This is a genomic window from Roseomonas mucosa ATCC BAA-692 (assembly GCF_000622225.1).
In the GTDB taxonomy this organism is placed as follows: Bacteria; Pseudomonadota; Alphaproteobacteria; order Acetobacterales; family Acetobacteraceae; genus Roseomonas; species Roseomonas mucosa.
Genome location: NZ_JHWD01000028.1, coordinates 13,995 through 29,480 on the forward strand (window position 1 = coordinate 13,995; position 15,486 = coordinate 29,480).

22 protein-coding genes are annotated in these 15,486 nt (G+C 69.0%); 11 read left to right on the plus strand and 11 right to left on the minus strand.

The features are described 5' to 3' along the window. Positions 1–22: 22 nt before the first annotated feature. Positions 23–574: a hypothetical protein gene (locus tag BT98_RS0117195; protein ID WP_027297319.1), complete on the minus strand. Its 552-nt coding sequence runs from the start codon at positions 572–574 to the stop codon at positions 23–25. 125 nt (positions 575–699) lie between these two features. Between BT98_RS0117195 and BT98_RS0117200 the strand changes: the two genes are divergently transcribed. Further along, positions 700–1,194, plus strand: coding sequence for a hypothetical protein (locus BT98_RS0117200; protein ID WP_139323431.1), 495 nt, complete (start codon positions 700–702; stop codon positions 1,192–1,194). Here the strand turns inward: BT98_RS0117200 and BT98_RS24865 are convergent. The 3 genes from BT98_RS24865 to BT98_RS28560 form a co-directional block, all read right to left on the minus strand. Continuing rightward, entirely contained in the window at positions 1,176–1,913 is a 738-nt protein-coding gene (locus BT98_RS24865; RefSeq protein ID WP_051544305.1) for an ImuA family protein, read from the minus strand. The two genes, BT98_RS0117200 and BT98_RS24865, sit on opposite strands and share 19 nt — an antisense overlap. A 167-nt stretch (positions 1,914–2,080) precedes the next feature. Further along, positions 2,081–4,732 (minus strand): UvrD-helicase domain-containing protein, encoded by a 2,652-nt coding sequence (locus tag BT98_RS0117210; protein WP_027297322.1) that lies wholly within the window; start codon positions 4,730–4,732, stop codon positions 2,081–2,083. A gap of 87 nt (positions 4,733–4,819) precedes the next feature. Continuing rightward, positions 4,820–5,332, minus strand: coding sequence for a DUF6471 domain-containing protein (locus BT98_RS28560; RefSeq protein ID WP_323874294.1), 513 nt, complete (start codon positions 5,330–5,332; stop codon positions 4,820–4,822). Here BT98_RS28560 and BT98_RS24875 point away from each other — a divergent pair. The 6 genes from BT98_RS24875 to BT98_RS0117245 all read left to right on the plus strand — a co-directional run bounded on the left by BT98_RS24875 (position 5,222) and on the right by BT98_RS0117245 (position 7,972). After that, a complete protein-coding gene (locus BT98_RS24875) occupies positions 5,222–5,737 on the plus strand; it encodes a hypothetical protein (RefSeq protein ID WP_051544307.1) in 516 nt (171 codons plus the stop codon). The genes BT98_RS28560 and BT98_RS24875 overlap by 111 nt on opposite strands. A gap of 399 nt (positions 5,738–6,136) precedes the next feature. Further along, a complete protein-coding gene (gene ssb / locus BT98_RS0117225) occupies positions 6,137–6,631 on the plus strand; it encodes a single-stranded DNA-binding protein (protein WP_027297323.1) in 495 nt (164 codons plus the stop codon). Positions 6,632–6,739: 108 nt separating this feature from the next. Next, complete coding sequence (locus BT98_RS27320) at positions 6,740–7,018, plus strand: hypothetical protein (protein WP_027297324.1); 279 nt, start codon at positions 6,740–6,742, stop codon at positions 7,016–7,018. A gap of 11 nt (positions 7,019–7,029) precedes the next feature. Further along, positions 7,030–7,290, plus strand: coding sequence for a hypothetical protein (locus tag BT98_RS0117235; protein ID WP_027297325.1), 261 nt, complete (start codon positions 7,030–7,032; stop codon positions 7,288–7,290). Then, on the plus strand, positions 7,290–7,676 hold the full coding sequence (locus BT98_RS0117240) for a hypothetical protein (protein WP_027297326.1): 387 nt from the start codon (positions 7,290–7,292) through the stop codon (positions 7,674–7,676). The genes BT98_RS0117235 and BT98_RS0117240 overlap by 1 nt, the downstream gene beginning before the upstream one ends. A 47-nt stretch (positions 7,677–7,723) precedes the next feature. Continuing rightward, positions 7,724–7,972, plus strand: coding sequence for a hypothetical protein (locus tag BT98_RS0117245; protein WP_027297327.1), 249 nt, complete (start codon positions 7,724–7,726; stop codon positions 7,970–7,972). Here the strand turns inward: BT98_RS0117245 and BT98_RS0117250 are convergent. After that, a complete protein-coding gene (locus tag BT98_RS0117250) occupies positions 7,969–8,550 on the minus strand; it encodes a hypothetical protein (RefSeq protein ID WP_027297328.1) in 582 nt (193 codons plus the stop codon). The genes BT98_RS0117245 and BT98_RS0117250 overlap by 4 nt on opposite strands. A gap of 215 nt (positions 8,551–8,765) precedes the next feature. On the opposite strand from BT98_RS0117250, the gene BT98_RS0117255 reads away from it, so the two are divergent. The 3 genes from BT98_RS0117255 (at position 8,766) to BT98_RS24885 (ending at position 11,067) form a co-directional block, all read left to right on the plus strand. Further along, entirely contained in the window at positions 8,766–9,374 is a 609-nt protein-coding gene (locus tag BT98_RS0117255; protein ID WP_027297329.1) for a Uma2 family endonuclease, read from the plus strand. A 10-nt stretch (positions 9,375–9,384) separates the two neighbouring features. Beyond that, entirely contained in the window at positions 9,385–9,627 is a 243-nt protein-coding gene (locus BT98_RS24880) for a hypothetical protein (RefSeq protein WP_037251361.1), read from the plus strand. A gap of 756 nt (positions 9,628–10,383) precedes the next feature. Next, positions 10,384–11,067, plus strand: coding sequence for a hypothetical protein (locus BT98_RS24885; protein WP_051544308.1), 684 nt, complete (start codon positions 10,384–10,386; stop codon positions 11,065–11,067). 332 nt (positions 11,068–11,399) lie between these two features. Here BT98_RS24885 and BT98_RS0117270 read toward each other — a convergent pair whose 3' ends face one another. After that, entirely contained in the window at positions 11,400–11,786 is a 387-nt protein-coding gene (locus BT98_RS0117270; RefSeq protein WP_147292507.1) for a hypothetical protein, read from the minus strand. 247 nt (positions 11,787–12,033) lie between these two features. Here BT98_RS0117270 and BT98_RS24890 point away from each other — a divergent pair, with 247 nt between their 5' ends. Next, a complete protein-coding gene (locus tag BT98_RS24890) occupies positions 12,034–12,255 on the plus strand; it encodes a hypothetical protein (protein ID WP_051544310.1) in 222 nt (73 codons plus the stop codon). Here BT98_RS24890 and BT98_RS0117280 read toward each other — a convergent pair. The 5 genes from BT98_RS0117280 to BT98_RS0117300 all read right to left on the minus strand — a co-directional run bounded on the left by BT98_RS0117280 (position 12,233) and on the right by BT98_RS0117300 (position 15,391). Then, the gene (locus tag BT98_RS0117280) at positions 12,233–12,421 is read right to left on the minus strand and encodes a hypothetical protein (protein ID WP_027297331.1); all 189 of its coding nucleotides are present in this window, start codon (positions 12,419–12,421) and stop codon (positions 12,233–12,235) included. The genes BT98_RS24890 and BT98_RS0117280 overlap by 23 nt on opposite strands. A gap of 130 nt (positions 12,422–12,551) precedes the next feature. After that, positions 12,552–12,971, minus strand: a complete 420-nt coding sequence (locus BT98_RS0117285; RefSeq protein ID WP_027297332.1) for a hypothetical protein — start codon at positions 12,969–12,971, stop codon at positions 12,552–12,554. 12 nt (positions 12,972–12,983) lie between these two features. Then, positions 12,984–13,853: a hypothetical protein gene (locus BT98_RS27325; protein ID WP_051544315.1), complete on the minus strand. Its 870-nt coding sequence runs from the start codon at positions 13,851–13,853 to the stop codon at positions 12,984–12,986. 54 nt (positions 13,854–13,907) lie between these two features. Continuing rightward, complete coding sequence (locus BT98_RS0117295; protein ID WP_027297333.1) at positions 13,908–14,573, minus strand: hypothetical protein; 666 nt, start codon at positions 14,571–14,573, stop codon at positions 13,908–13,910. Beyond that, entirely contained in the window at positions 14,573–15,391 is an 819-nt protein-coding gene (locus BT98_RS0117300; RefSeq protein ID WP_027297334.1) for a hypothetical protein, read from the minus strand. Before BT98_RS0117300 ends, BT98_RS0117295 begins: the two co-directional genes overlap by 1 nt. Between the last annotated feature and the right edge of the window lie 95 nt (positions 15,392–15,486).

Here is a 15,486-nt window from a genome sequence, read left to right on the forward strand (position 1 = left end):
GGCTGTATCCGGTGGACCGGCGCTAGCCCGCCGCGCCGCGGATGCGGCCGAGGTCGAGTACGCCCTTCGCGCCCCAGCCCTTGGCACCGGCCGAGACTTCCGGCCGGAAGCGCTCGTAGAGACGGAATCCCACCCGGTTCAACTCATCCGGCGCCAGCGAGCCGGCCAGCATCTCCATCGCCGCCCTCACGGCGCCGAGGTCCTCGCCGAACGCCCGCTCGACGTAGCCGGCCGCGGCGGCAGGCGACGCCGGCTTATCGTGATCCATCGCGCGCAGCGTGCCGTTCTCCTCCACGACGGGCACGTCGCGGCCCAGCAGATGCACGGCCCGTGGCCGCTGCGTCCGCTCCCCTTCCTGCCGGCGCGCGGCGTCGCGCAGGTCGCCGCCCTCGTGCCCGTCCCCGGCGATGCCGATGGCCTTCGCCTTGGCGCGCGCGCTGGAGCCGGCCACAGCCCGCCCCAGCGTGATCGCGGTCTCACGGTCGTGGCCCAGGCATTCGGCCACCACCGCCGCCCAGAGCGTCAGCACGGGCGCCCGGTTCACCTTGATCGCCTTTCCGCCTGCCGCCGCCATCGCGCTGCCTCCGCCCACCGTGGCCGTCCAACGGTCCAAGTGATGACGGGATGCGTGTGGCGCTCCATGTCACCCGGGTCAGCCGCCGGGCCGGCGCCTCGCGGGATCCGGGGCAGGACACCACCATGAAGATCGAGCTTCGCAACGTCGCCTACAGCACGGCCCTGAGCGAGGAGACCAGCAACTTTCACGCCGATATCTGGATCGACGGAAAAAAGGAAGGGTACGCGCAGAACCACGGGACCGGCGGGGCTACGACCGTGCGGCCCGACGCCCTGCGGCTGCGCCTCGACGAGTACGGAAGAACGCTGCCGCCGGTGGATGTCGGCACGCCGACGGGCGACGCACCGCGCATGATCGTCCAGGATGCCGAGTGGATCGTCGATCAACTGCTGACCGACTGGATCGTGCGCCGCGACCTGAAGCGCATGCTGCGCAACCGCGCTGTCTACACCCGCGTCGATGTGCCCGGCATCTACCAGACCAGGGTGCTGACGCCGGAACGGCTGGCGGAGGTCCTCGGCTCGGCCGCGGTGAAGGAGAGGTGGAAGGTGAAGGCCTGGCTCAACACCATGCCCGAGGATGAGGCCGTCGCCACCTATCATGAGGCCGCCGGCTGACGCCGGTCGGCAGCGGATGAAACAGGGGAATCGCTCACGACCTCCAGGCTCGCCCTATCCGGGCGCCATCGCACCGACCAGGCGCCCCCAGGGCCACCGGCGGAGCGGAGCAACGTGAGCCGCCAGCACGGCCCCATACCTTGGACCGGTGTCGCCGCTTCCACATGCCACCGGCTGCGAGCGGGCGACGACGTCCTCCGCGCCGTACCCGGCAGCAGCAGCAGGCCGATGCCACCGCCGGCCTCGGCCGCGAGCTGCAAGCGCCGTGACGCCACCATGTCCGGCGCTGCGCCCTGCACCACGAGCAGGGCACCGGCGACGGCGGGACACCGCAACGCTTCCTCGAAGGCCCAGAGCCCTTCTCTCGGCCGTTCGGCGCGCACGAGGACGAGGCTGGCGGGATCCAGCCCGAACGCCGCGAGGCCTGGTGGCCAGGCCTCGGGGGAAGGGCTGATCCACAGCACTGTGCCCGCGGCGCGCGCCAGGACCAGCGCGCAGAAGCCGGCCGCCGCGCCGGGATCGGCGGCGATCACCTCGTGCAGCGCGGCACGGGCAAGTCCTCCACCAGGGAGGTGAGCGTCGATCGTGCCGCACAGCGCGATCCCGGCCGCCTCCGGCGCGCCGTTCCGCTCCATGCGCGCGACGCGGGCGCGCAGGGCGGCGAGGACGGCAGCGCAGTCGATGGGCTGTTCGCTGGTCGCCGCCGGATCATCGGTCATCGGCGACGCTATGAATGATGAACCGAACAAATCAAGAACGATTCTCTGGCGCTACCCACATGGACGCGGCATCCTGTCGCAGTTGAACCAAGTACTGTGACGGCATGCCGGGAGAGCGTGCGACAGCAAGCATGACCAGTATGCCGCAACCGATAGGTGTCCTGATACTACCGCCGTAGCGGGGCGGTAGTCTTGCATTCCGGAAAGCCTGAACAGCCAACTATCGGGCGGTAGCGCGCTTTCGGACGCTCCTTCATGTGACCAGTTTTGCAAGTCGGGCAGCTCTCGCCAGCGGCCATGGGCGTGGTCAGACGGATGCGGTTACCAGTCCGGCGCAGCTCACCTTGGGCGAGGTTGCGCTTGAAGTCGCACGCGCCGCATCCTTCGAAAGCTCCATAGGCACCCGAGCGCTGCGTCAGTATCCCCTTTCGGCATTTGGGGCACGGCTGAAGGTGCCCGCCGTCCTCCATCCACAATTTGATCAGCCCTTGGTCGGCCATCTCAATCAGAAAACGAGAGGGCGTAGACGCCTTGGTGTATATACGCACTTGCCGCCGAGCACGCGTCATGGCGACGTAGAAGACGCGGCGCTCCTCCGCCATGGGGAAGTCCTCGCCGTCCGGCATCGCGAGAACGAGCACCGGGTCGTCGGCGACTTGGCTGGGGAAGCCGAGATTGTCCTCGACCATGTTGAGGATCATCACATAGTCGGCTTCGAGCCCCTTGGCCGAGTGGATCGTGCGGAATTCGATATCGAGTTCCTCGCCAAACTTTTGCCGCCAGGATCCGATTTGGGCCTTAGGCTCATCGTGGTTGTAGCGGCCGAGCAGCATGACGCTAATCCGTCGGTCCTCCACACGATCGACCGCATCTTTCTGGATCTGCTCGTACAGCCGATTTAAGTGCGTCTCCACGCCCTGCAACGCCTGCTCCGACGAGTCGAAGGCGAAGGCCACGATCGACTGTCCTGCCCGCGTATTGGTCGTCTGAACCGTCTTTTCCAACTGGCGGGGATTCACTGAGATGAAGGCGCCCGAGGCGTCGCACAGCGACTGCGGGCAGCGGAAGGTGGTTACCATCCTTAGCTGTGAGGAGTGGGGGAACGTGCCGGCGAAGTCGGTCATTACCGTCAGATCGGCGCCCGCAAAGCGGTTGATGCTCTGCCAGTCGTCGCCGACGACGCAGAGATGCCCGCGCTGATCCGTCCGGTCGAGCAGCGCTTTCAAAAGTCTGACCCGCGCGCGTGAACTGTCCTGGAACTCGTCGGCGAAGATCATGGTATAGGGGCTGTTGTAGGCGCCGGCCTCGATCAGCGCCGCAGCCTCGACAAGCATATCGTCGAAGTCGATGCACGACGTATCTCGTAGCCGTCGCTCCCACTCATCCGCGATGCGCTCGTAAAGGGAGAGGAATCTCAGCGAGCGTGCCGAGTGCGCGTCGTCGTCGGACGCTTCGATCCGGCGACGGATGTCCGTCACCGTCGTGCCACCACCCTTCACGTGCTGCTGGAAACCGCGCACTAGGTTGGCTAGAGCCAGCGTGTCCATTGGCGGCTCGCCCTTAGCCGGACGGTTGGCGTCGTAGACCAGTTGCACCCCACGCGCTTCGAGGGCTTCGGTGAGTTCACGAAAGCCTGCGCCACCCCGGACGCTGTGCGAAGTCGTCTCGAACAGGTCCGTCTCATGCTCCGCATGGCATTCGCGCTTCCATGCGACACCCACTAGATAGTCACCGGTGAAGTGCGGAGGCGGCATACCATCGCGCCCGAGCGCGAAGTGCTCGTGGTAGAGCTTGGCGTCGGGATAGTAGAAGTCGGGGCGATATTGCTGGTACGTAGCCGTCCGGGTGTCGTGCTGGTAATCCCGCTCGTACTGGTATTTCACGCCGTGGTAGAATAGCCAGTCCGCGATCAGCCGCTCCTCCTGGCTCTTCACCCAATCACCATTGGCGGTGCGAATGTCGCCGCGCCCGGATTCCTTTGGCTCGGTGAGATCTGCGGCGCGGCCAATGGGGCGCCCAAAGACCGTCCGGAACAGATCCCATTCGATCCCGAATCCCGGATCTCGGGCGCGCAGGTCCTCGACGATCTTGACGATCATCTCGTTTTCCTGCCGTCGTTTGCCTATCCATCGGGCGACCGCCGGCTTTGGACCCTGCCTCGCCGTGATGACGTCCCTGCCGAAGGCATGGAATGTCTTGACGGTGACGCGCTCCACGCCGTCGATCCCCTTCAGACGTTCACGCACCCGCTGACGAAGCTCGTCCGCAGCGTCGGTGTTGAAGGCGAGCAGCAGGATCTGTTCGGGTTCGGCCAGTCCTTGGTGGAGCACGTAGCCCGTCTTGGCGACCATCGTGGACGTCTTGCCCGAGCCGGCGGCCGCCACGATCTGCACCGCATCGTCCATGCAAATGCAGGCATCCTTTTGTTCATCAGTCAACGGCGAGGCTTCGACCGTGTCGAAGAACACCTTCAACTTGGCCTTCTGGTCGGTCAGATGCTGCTGGTTGTGTGTTGCGAACTCGGCGAGGAGCTCCCTGGTCGCGACCCGGGTGACGGCACCGAAGCTGTCGTGCTCGGACCCTGGCGGGGGATAGGTTGCGATGATGCGATGCGCGGCGCTCTGCGGTATCCAGCGCGTCCGATCAACATCAGGCTCCCATTTGCTTCGCCAATCGCGTTCCTTTGTGGTTTGCTCCCGACGCCACCGGTCCGGGTCGAAGGGCTTTGTCGAACCGCCGCCGAAGGACGGTCGCTTGTCGTCTGAACCGAAAAGGCCGCCGACGAGCGCGACCGCGCCAAGGGCCAGCCATTCGATCATGCTGTGTTCTCGTCCTTTATCTTGCCCATTCTACGCGAGCGTGTTCTAGGGTGGGCGATGTCGCCGACCAATTGGTGCAGTTTATCATTAGGCAGCTGGATCCTTCCGGGCCTTCGCTAGCGCCTGTGTGCCACCGTTTCCGAGGCCCTCGCCTTGGAGAAGGCAAGCAGCGCCCGGGACCTGCATCCATTCTGCACCGATCGCCACCATTGCCTGCAAAGAGAACATGAACGAGAACCGCCCGCGCGAGACCTTGTTCTTGATGGCGCCCTCGGTGTCCTCGACCCCGATCGCCGCGAGCGCCTCGACGAGGCGCGCGTAGCTGATCCCTCGACGCATGATCTCCGCGCGCAGCATGTTCCGGGCGAGCGATTCCCAATCAGCTTCGGCTATTGCACCTTCCATATCATCCCCATCCGCCCACGAGGTATCGCATAGGGCGCAAAAGGCTACGTATAAGACACTTTGCCGGATGCCTCGCAGGCTCCCTTGCTCGGCGTCGGCAGCGTCTGCCGCCGCCAGGTCGGCGGCGCCGACGGCGTGCTGCGCGTGGTCGACACGCTGGACCGGGCGCTCGGGGATGCCCCGGTGAGGCTGCATCTGTACGGGGTCAAGTCCGAGGCAATGCACGCCCTGCGCGACCACCCCCGCGTCGCCTCGGTGGACAGCCAAGCCTACGGCCAGACCGCCCGGCGTGCCGCCTTCCTGGGCGGTCGGAGCAAGACCGATGCCTTCCTCGCCCGGCACATGGTGGCGTTCCAGCGCCGCCAGGTTGCCCTGCTGGCGGCGCCGGGGCAGGGGGCTCGTGCCCCCTTCTTCCCGGCCGCCCTGCCAACGCCTCCGACTGATCCCATCGAGGCGCGGGTGGCTGTCGCGGCCGAGGAACTCCGGGCGCTCCACGAGGACGGTGAGGTGGCGCGGACCGATCTGCACCCTCTCGCCGCCTTGCAATGGGCCTTCCTCGACGAGAACCCGGATCCGGAGGCGGCGGCCGAGGCCGCCTGATGGGGGAAAGGAGAGACGAGAAAGGGGGAAGGAGAACGGGAGGGATGGGGGAGGGGAGGAGCGTCCGAGAGACGGGAATGGCCAGAACTGTATCGTCAATCCGCCCGTGCCGGTCGTCTCTCCTCGGGTTGCTGAGGTCTGAGCCACGTCGCCGGCCGGGCCTACCCCCGCTTTCCCCGTAGCCGGGGAAAGCGCCTGCGGTTTGGCCTTCTCGGTCAGGCGCCGGGGCCGCGCCGCGCGCGGGGCCTTGCCCCGCTTCGTCGCAACCCCCGCCCCCTCCCTCGCACGCCTCAGGGGTAGGCCCGCCCGCCGCCGCGTCTCTGGTCGACCGCACCCGAGGAGAGACGACCGGCACGGGCCGGAAGCCTCCTGGGGGAGAGAGATGAAGAGGGTACGACGATGGCTGGTTCGCTCAACAAGGTCACGCTGATCGGTCGCCTGGGCGCTGACCCCGAGACGCGCCACTTCACCAACGGCGGCCAGGTGGTCAGCCTGAGCATCGCCACCAGCGAAACCTGGAAGGACCGCTCCGGCGTGCGCCAGGAGCGCACCGAGTGGCACCGGGTCTCGATCTTCACCGAGGGCCTCGGCGACGTCGTGGCCCAGCACGCCCGCAAGGGGGCGCTGGTCTACATCGAGGGCAAGCTCGAAACCCGGAAGTGGCAGGACCGCGAGGGCAACGACCGCTACAGCACCGAGATCGCGCTGCGCCCCTTCCACGGTGTCTTCACCTTCCTGGCCGATGCCCCCGCCTCGGGCGGCCGGGAGGAACCTGCCTCCGGCGATGCTCCCGCCGCCGATGCTCCCGCCGGCGGTGCCGCGCGCCGGGCCCGTGGCCGTGCCGCCCCGGCCAAGGTGCGCGCTGCCGACCTGGACGACGACGTGCCGTTCTGAGCGGCCCGGCTGGGCGCCCTTCGGGGCGCCCGGCGGCCTTCACCCGATCCCATCCCTTCCTTCGCCGGTCGGCCAGGCGGCCGCCCCGGCACACGAGGATTCCGTCCGATGTCCACCACCCCGCTCGCCTCCGGGGCGCTGCCGCGCCCGCGCGCGCTCACCACCCTGGTCTTCCACGACGTCCACGAGGAGGGATTCCAGGGCGCCGTCGGCCGCTGCCACGACCTGTCCACGGTCCACCCCTACGCCTTCGTGTGCCGCGAGGCCGCGAACCTGCTGGGGAACCACCGGGCGCTCCGCAGCCTCTGCGACGGCTACAGCCTCCGCACCCCCGGCTACCGGCCGCCCCCGCTGCCCGATTTCGACGACAGCGAGATCCCCTTCTGAGGAGCGACGCCATGACCTTCGTGCTGATCTTCGATCCGGACCCGATCCTCGGCAACGCGCCGCGCTTCTTCGGGCCCTTCGCCACCGAGGCGGCGGCCAGGCGCCACGCCGAGGACACGGGCATGACCGGCGGCGTCGACTTCGATACCGCCGCGGCACAGGCCGATGCCGAGGAGGGACACTCCGGGTATTCCGGCTCCTTCGCCTGCGCCATCGCCCGCATCGAGCCGGTGGACGGCGCGGACTTCCCCGTCGAGGGGGAGCCATCCTGATGCTGCGCCAGTACCACGCCCCGCGCCGCCTCGGCGGCGACAACCCCCTCGGCGTCGGCACCGTCGCCATCGGGGCGGTCTTCTACCTCCAGGACGACGGCCACTGGCGCGACCGCTATCGCGGCGTCGCTGTCTGCCGCGCCCCGTGGATCGTCGAGGCCTTCCTCAACGGCCATTACCATGCCGCCCGCCGCGATCCCGCAACCGGCCACTGGCTCAGCCTCGCTGTCGCCAACCGCACCGACCTGGCCCTGGTCCGCTCGCTGCGCGACGGCCGCCGCGCCACCGTCGCCATCCGCACCCTGCAGCTGCACGAGGACGAGGGCCTCGGCTGGCCCGACAACCCGCGGTCCCGGCCGCCCGCGATCCCGGCCCGCCCGGCCTGACGGCCGGTGCGCGGCTCCCCGCTTCACTCCACACCCGGAAGAACCCCATGCCGACCACGCCCCACCACGGGCGGCCCGATCCGCCCGCCGTCACCGGCGGCCTCGCCTCCGCGCGGCGCTGGCAGGCCGAGGCCGCCGCCCTGCGCGAGCACGCCCAGGCGACGCGCCTCTCCCCCACCCAGCGTGCCTCCCTCCTGCGCGGCGCCGTGGCCGCCGACCGCCAGGCGGAGTTCTGGCTCGAGGGCTGCCGGCAGGATGCCGGCAGGGCGGCCGGCACCGCCGGGCTTCGCCGCTAGTCCCCCTGCGACGGGACCGCCCGGCGCCGCCGCACCGGCAGCGCCCAGGACAGGTCATCCTCCTCCTGCTCTGACCGGGGCCGCCACGTCTCGCCACGCCGCGCCAGTCCCACCACCGTCGCCGCCGCCGCCGCCTGCACCGACAGCACATAGGCCTCCAGCAGCAGCCGCGCCGCCTCGCAGGTCTGCGCGTCCGCACGGTCCCGCAGCACCTCCAGTCCGCTGTCACGCCGCTGCTGCGACAGCTCCACCAGCCGATCCTGCGCAGCCGTCGCCGCCGCCCAGGCCTCGTCCGACACCTGCCGCGCCGCCTCGGCACGGTCCATGTAATCCGTCAGCAGATCCCGCAGCGCCGCGTCCCGCCGTGCCCCGCGCTCCGGCGGCACGTTCGCCTCCACATGCGCCGCCACCGCCGCCTCGGCCTCCTCCCGCAGCCGGGGCCGCGGCCCCTCCAGCTGGAACGCCTCGGCCACCTGCAGCACCACGCGCACGTCCGGTACCGCCTCGTGCGCCTCTGTTTCCTTCTCCGGCAGCACCCGCAGTAGCGGGAACCGCACCACATTCGCGCCGTGGGTCATCCTTCCCACTCCTCTGCTCGTGCGCTGGATTCTAGGCCGGAACGCCTTCGTAACGCAACATAGCGTGTTGCTTTTATTGAATATTTATCCTGGATTGGCATCCGGGTGAATGGGTGGAGCCGCCCTCGGCAATGCCCCCGCCGGCATCCGCCAGCAGACCCTCCTCCCCATATCCTCCGGAGATCACCATGCCGTCCCGTGCTAGAAAGAAGCCCATGAGCCAGGCCCGCCACCGCACGCCCAGCATGACCCTCGCCGAGTTCCTCGCCTGGGAGCGGCAGCAGCCCGTCCGCTACGAGTTCGACGGCTTCCAGCCCGTCGCCATGACCGGCGGAACCGCCGCTCATGCCCGCATCCAGCGCAACCTTGCCTTCGCCCTCCATGGCCGCCTGCGCGGCTCCCCTTGCGAGTTCCTGGGCAGCGACATGAAGGTGCTGACGGCGCGCACCAGCCGCTATCCTGACGGCATCGTCACCTGCTCCAGGGCCGGTGACGCCGACACCACCGCGCGGGAGCCGGTCATCCTCTTCGAGGTCCTCAGCCAGAGCACCGCCGACGACGACTTCGGTGTGAAGAGCATCGAGTACATGAACCTGCCCTCGGTCCAGCGCTACGTGCTGATCGACCAGAAGCTCGTCCATGCCACCGTCTTCTCGCGCCAGGATGGGCAATGGCTCGGTCGCGTCCTCACGGACGGCGATGCGCTCGATCTGCCGGAGATCGGCATCCGGTTTCCCCTTAGCGAGATCTACGAGGGGCTGGACCTGAGTGCCGAGGGGGCGGACGACACCGGCCCCTCCCGCGTGCCCGGACGACAGGACTAGAACACCGCGCATGGATCCTGTTCAGCGACCTCCCTACCGCCCCTTCTGCGATACGCCGGCCGACCAGCCCGACGAGCGCCGCAAGGGACACATCTCCCAGGATCCGTTCGAACATTTCTGCGAGGAGTGCGGCGCCTGGGGCAGCTTCGGCTTCAGGATCGACAGCGATCCCGCGCATCCCGGTGTCTGGTACTGTGGCCAGCATCGCCGCGTCGGAGAGGAGCGCCTGGCTCGGGTGCGGCGGGGCGGATAGCACATCCCCGGGGAACGCCGCCTCCGCCTTCGCTGCGGCGGCCGGGCACTACTCGCTCGCCTCTGGCTCACTCCCGGAGCCCCGCGTCGTCGTGGGTGGCACGCCTCCCAGCGGCAGCGCGACTGGAAACGACGCACCGGGCGTGACCCACTCCTCACCCGGGTCTCCGCCTGACGGTGACGATCCCGGTTCTGGCCACCGGCAGCGGCACGGCGTCAGCTGAACGGGAGCACCCGGGACTGCCGTCGCACGTCGGCCACTCGACCCACCCCCTGAAGGGGGTGGGCACGGGAAAGCAGCCTGGCCTCGCCGTCATGGCGACAAGTCTGAGGCCCGGCAACGGCTGCCGTCAAAGGGTGGGTCCTCGCCGTGCTCGCAGTCCTCGGCTTCGCCTCCGGGCTGCTCCGCGCGGCTCCGGTCCCGGCCTTCGGCCGCCTTTGACGCCATCCGCCGCCGAACCTCGAAGGCATTCGCAGGACGGGACGAAGAAAAGCCAGCCTCCTTCCCCTCTCCCGGCCGACACCGGGCCTCGCCGGCCCAGACCCGCAGGACGAACAAAGAAAAGATGCGGGGTGGGTCGTGTAATCAAGCGGTTTATCTCAAGTAAAACAGAATGATTTCCGAGTTTTATTGTTGAATATCAGCGTGGATCAGGTATTATCCAAATGCGGCCAACGAGGGCCGCAACAACAAGTCGCCCCCGCCGGTGGTACCAACACCAGACGGGGGCTGACCCGAAACAGGATAAGGCTCATCATGTCCCAGGCTTCCGGCAACATCGCTCCCGCCACCACCGAGAACAAGGGCGCCGACGCCGCCCGCCCCACCAGGGCGCGCACCACTGCCAAGACTGGCAGGCCCGCCGCGGCGCAGCCGACGCAGGCTCCCGCTCGCCGCACCCAGGCCAACCGCCAGGGCATCACCCTCGCCGATGCGGGCCGTCTGGCCCCCACCCACGACATGATGAGCAAGGTCTATCGCGTCTTCGGCCTGGAGCCGGTGGACGTGGACGGCATCGCCACCGCGACCGAAACCAGCCTCATCCAGCAGTCCGAGGACCTGCGTTCCGCCCTCAGCGACAAGGCCATGGAGATGCATTTCCAGCGCGTCGTCGGCGCCTATGTCGGCAGCGCCTTCGGGGCCGCGCAGTTCTTCGACAGCAAGCGCGCCACCGCCCGCGACATGGCCAGCAAGATGAACGACAACCGGGACGAGGACCGCGACGGGCCGAGCGGTTTCGAGAGCAAGGTTGAGCGCGCCCAGAGCTTCGCCGCCGATATGGCCCGCCAGAGCTACGCCCTCCTTGCCGCAGCCGAGGGCGCCGTTCGCGCCTTCGAGGAAATCACCGGCAACGCCTGGAAGCCCTACGTCGCCAGCACCCCCGAGAGCCAGGGTCTCGGACGCCAGGCCGCCCAGGCCCGCGCCTCCGCCTTCGACTGACACCACCGGGCGGGGGCTTCGGCCTCCGCCCTTCCCTCCGGCGGCGGCCAGGGGGGCGCCGCCCTCCGGGCTCTGCCCCCCTGGACCCCCCGCAGCCTCATCCCTTGCCGCTCACCCTTGCCGCGCCGCCGGTTTGCGGTCGGCGCTTCGCGCCGGAGCTTTCTCGCCGCGGCGCCTTCGGCGCCACTCCTTGGCCCTGGCTGAAACCGTGTCCGGGCCATGCCCCCTCCGGCATGTCAGGGCCGCCGCGTTCGCAACGCCGCTTCGCGACGCCGCGCCCGCCGCAGCCCGGACACGCCAGGGCGCATGGCATCCCACCGTTCCCGCGCGCCTCACTCCCCCGGCAGCAGCTGCCACGCCAACGGTACGTTGCCGTCCTCGTCCACCGTCCCCCCGCGCCGCGCCGCGCACACCTGCCGCGCCCGCCCCTGCTCCCCGACCACCGCGCCTTCCGAGTAGCTCTGCCCGGCGAACACGCACCCCGCCGCCGTCCGCCGCGTCGTCGCCCGCTCCGACCCGAACACGCTCCCCCCACCCCAGGCCCCCGTCTGGCTCTGGGCCGCACCGAACGGTCCCGCCACCGGCCCGTTGCCGAACAGCCCTCCCCCATTGCCCGGCGTGGTCACCACCGCCCCCGGCGCATAGCCCGGCGGCAGCAGCGTCTGCGCCATCCCCGCACCCGGCACCAGCAGCACCGCCAGCATCAGCATTCGCGTCACGTCGAGGCCTCCTCCGATCCGCGGCGCCTTCCCCGCGCCGCCGCCGACACCCTCGCGCCGCCTCTTGCGAACGGCATCCCTCGCGTCGCTCGACACCGCGCGCGCCGTTCGCATCGCTCCCTGTCAGGCTTCACAGATGCCCGACACCCTGCCAGACTTCCTTGTCCCCACCGCAAGACTTGCCGAGCGCGTTGCGGAATCCGGAACCTGTGTTCAACGCGAACACACCGCCGCCGCACCCACCACCATGTCCGGCACTCGCCTCGGCCGCTGCCTCATCGTCATCGGCTGGGCCGAGCGTGAGCTCGCCCGCCGCACCGGCCGACACCAGACCCAGATCCGCCGCTGGCTCGGGGGTGCCTCTCCCGTCCCACCGGACGTCGCTGCCTGGATCGAGGACCTGGCTGCCTTCGTCGCGGCCCATCCCGGGCCGCGCCTGGCCGGCCTCAGCCGCCTCGCCGACCGCTGAACGCCAGGATCAGCACCACGAACCCGATCGCGCCACACCAGCCGATCTGTGCCACCTCGCGCGCCTGCGGCCCGCTCGCCAGTAGCGCGCCCAGCACGCAGAACCCCGCTCCGGCGGCGAACCACGCTACCCCCGGCGGCAGCGTCCGCCGCATCCTGTCCAGCATCCCGGTTCTCCCGATCCGCGCGCCCCGAGCGTCGCACCGGCCAGTATGCTATCGGACCCCGAGGGAAGTCCCGTGCCTCGCCGCCTCGGGGCCGCCCCCCGCCAGACGGCGGGAGGCGGCCCGCCTGTGATCACCCGGCAGGGCGCGTGTAGTCGAAGCCTGGCCGCCCGTTGCTCATCATCGCTGGCGTGCAGTGCGCGTTCGGATTGTTCGCGCTCCGCCAGGGCTTCACCTTATCAGCTTCCAACCATCCGGGCTGCCCGTTCATGTGCAGGACCTGGATGAAGTTGCCTTCCTGCCTTCTCGGTGTCGCCACAATCACCGTCTCGGACGCGACGCCGATCTGTTTCGCGGTCGGCGATGGCTGATCCCGGATTGGCGGCAGATTCTCGAACACCAGCATCTGCTCGTTGGTCAGGTTGAGCATCATGCAGGAATAGCCCTGGATATGGCCGGTCACATGCAGGGAGCGTGGCCCCTGTTGTGCCGACGCCACGGCGCATAATCCAAGAAGGGCTGCTCCGATCAGCGGAGCGAGTGCAAACTTCATGTCTCAAACTCCTCAGATGCCGATCAGGACTGACTGATAGGCGGCATCGCCCATCTTGGCCGCCACCGAAGCGCGCCATTGCCCGACGGTCGTCGTGGAGGTGATGCCGTTGCTCGAAAGTTGTGAAGCGCTGTAGCTGCTTAGCACGTTGCTCATGAGATCGGAGCTGTCGGCCTGTGCAAGCTTCACCGTATACGCCGTTCCGAAATTGTACCCGCCCCGCACGTCCAGCACCGTGGGATTGCTGATCCCGGCCGCCTGCAGCTTTTCGGCATAGGAACGGAGAAGGGCCGCCGCCGAGATCGCTTGGTTCGCCGGGTCCATCGAACCGTCCACTCCGCGCTCGACCGTACCGGCCAGGCTCGCGTTGTAGCTCACCGCCTGTGTCAGGCCGCTCTCGAACGTGCTGTCCAGCATCTGGAACGCTCCCCGGATGCTGCTCCCCGAACTGGCCGACACGTTCTGGCAACCGCTCTCCACGAGGCATGTCGCCGCCAATGCCGAGGGGTTCACCCCCAGCGACGTCGCCGCCTCGCTCGCCGCCGTCCCCCAGGAGCGCGACGTCATCACGTCCAGCGCCGTGCTGCTGCCCGCCGCCGTCGCATCGCCACTCCCCGATCCCCCGTCGCTCGATCCGCTCCCCGTCGTCGACGCTGTCCCCTGGCTTGGCGTGATGCTGAACGAACCCAGCCCGATCTCCAGCACCCGTGGAATCACCTGCTCCGGCACCCCGTTCATCGTCACGGTGCCCGATTGCGCCAGCGCCACCCCCGCCGGCCCGGTGATCACCAAGGCCACCCCCAGCATCATCCCGGGGCTGTCCAGGCCCCCTCCGCCTCGATATCGCTTCATCGCCGTCGCCTCCTTCGCGACGGCGACCATCCTTCCAGACCCCCGTGCGAATGACGGTCCGTCCGGTCGCGACGATGGTTTCCCTCAGCGCGTCGGCGCCGCCGGCCGGGCTGGCGTGGGCGGCAGCCCACGCGTCAGGTGCCCCTCCATCCTGCACCACATCTCCCCGTTCTGCGCCGTCACCATCCGCTCCTGGCACCGCTGCACCGTGACCCCAAGCGCCGCAGAGTCCTGCCAGAACGAGATCAGGTAGCCCGCCAGGAACACCCCCACGAACGCCAGCGCCCCGCGCGTGTAGAACCCCGCCCGACGCCGCCGGTCGTAGGCCACCTCCTTGATGACCAGGCTCCCCCGCAGGGAATCCACGATCCCCGGCGCGACCTCCTGGACCATCCGCTCGATGACCCGCTTCCGCTCCACGTCGTTGGCCACCGCCGCGGCCTGTGCCTGCGCCGTCGTCGCGTTGGCCAGCCGGGTCGCCTCCCGCAGGCGTTCGAGTTCCTCCCGGCTCTGCACCTGCGCGGCCGCCACCACGCCACGCAGATCCTCTCCCATCCCCACGGCCATGCTGGCGAACGCCCGCTGCGTCCCCGCCATGGCAGCCACGAAGGCCGCCTCCGGGTGCCCGGGAATCACGTCGAGCGCATCGAGCGCTCGCATGAGCTCGCGTTGCGCGTCCTCCAGGTCCTCCCGCGCCCGTTGGCCGCGCTCGACCAGCCCCGAGACCGTCGATGTCTGCATCCCGTCCATCACTCGGCCGCCTCCGCGGGCGCCGGCGTCGCCACGGGAAGCCTCGGCAGCCAATCCGGATTGATCTCGCCGAAGAACGCCGGCATCGCCTTCTGCCACCAGGTCGCCACCCGCGAGCGGTCGAAGATCGAGGTCGGCGGGAACCCGGCCACCTGCTTCCCGTTCGCCGCGTCCGAGAAGCTCAGCCCCCGATCCGTCACCTGCGCCATGCAGCTGAGCGCCGGCATCATCACGACCTCGGCACCCTTCTTCATGGCGGCCTTGAAGGTCTCGTGCTCGTAGATCTTGCCGAAAGCGAACTCGGCGTTCCGGCCGGACTTCAGCAGCCCCCGGTTCAGCACCAGCAGCGTCGCCTCGGGGCTGAACATTCCCTCGCCGGCACAGTTGTTCAGGTAGTCCAGGTCCGCGAACTCGGACCCGAGCAGGTGGACCGCCACCGGCCGGATGCCTGCCGCCTCCAGCTGCTCGACCAGTTGCGTCTCCTCCGCCAGCTGCGTCAGCGCCGTCTCACCGCCGCCGACGTCCAGGATCGCGTCGTAACGCTGCTCGATCTGCTCCATCATCCGGCCCTCGATCCAGGCCATCGTGTCCTCGGCACCGCCCTGCGGGGCCGACACGGCCTCCCCGTCGAACCGGTTGAGCGTGTGCGTGCTGTTCGCCTGGTCGGCGTTCCACAACCGCAGGTCCGCCCCTCGTTCCTTGAAATACTGGCCGACCGCATTGAGAAAGGTGGTCTTGCCCACCCGCTGCCGGCCGATCGCGATCAGCAGCACGGGCTTGCGCCCGTCCTGCGGGGTCTGGTTCCGGGTTTTGCTCATCCTACTGGCTCCTGCCGATCCTGAGCGCCCGGTCCGAATGCCGGAGCCGTGCCCTCAACTTGTCCATCTTCGCCTGCACCTCGGGCGGAAGGTCC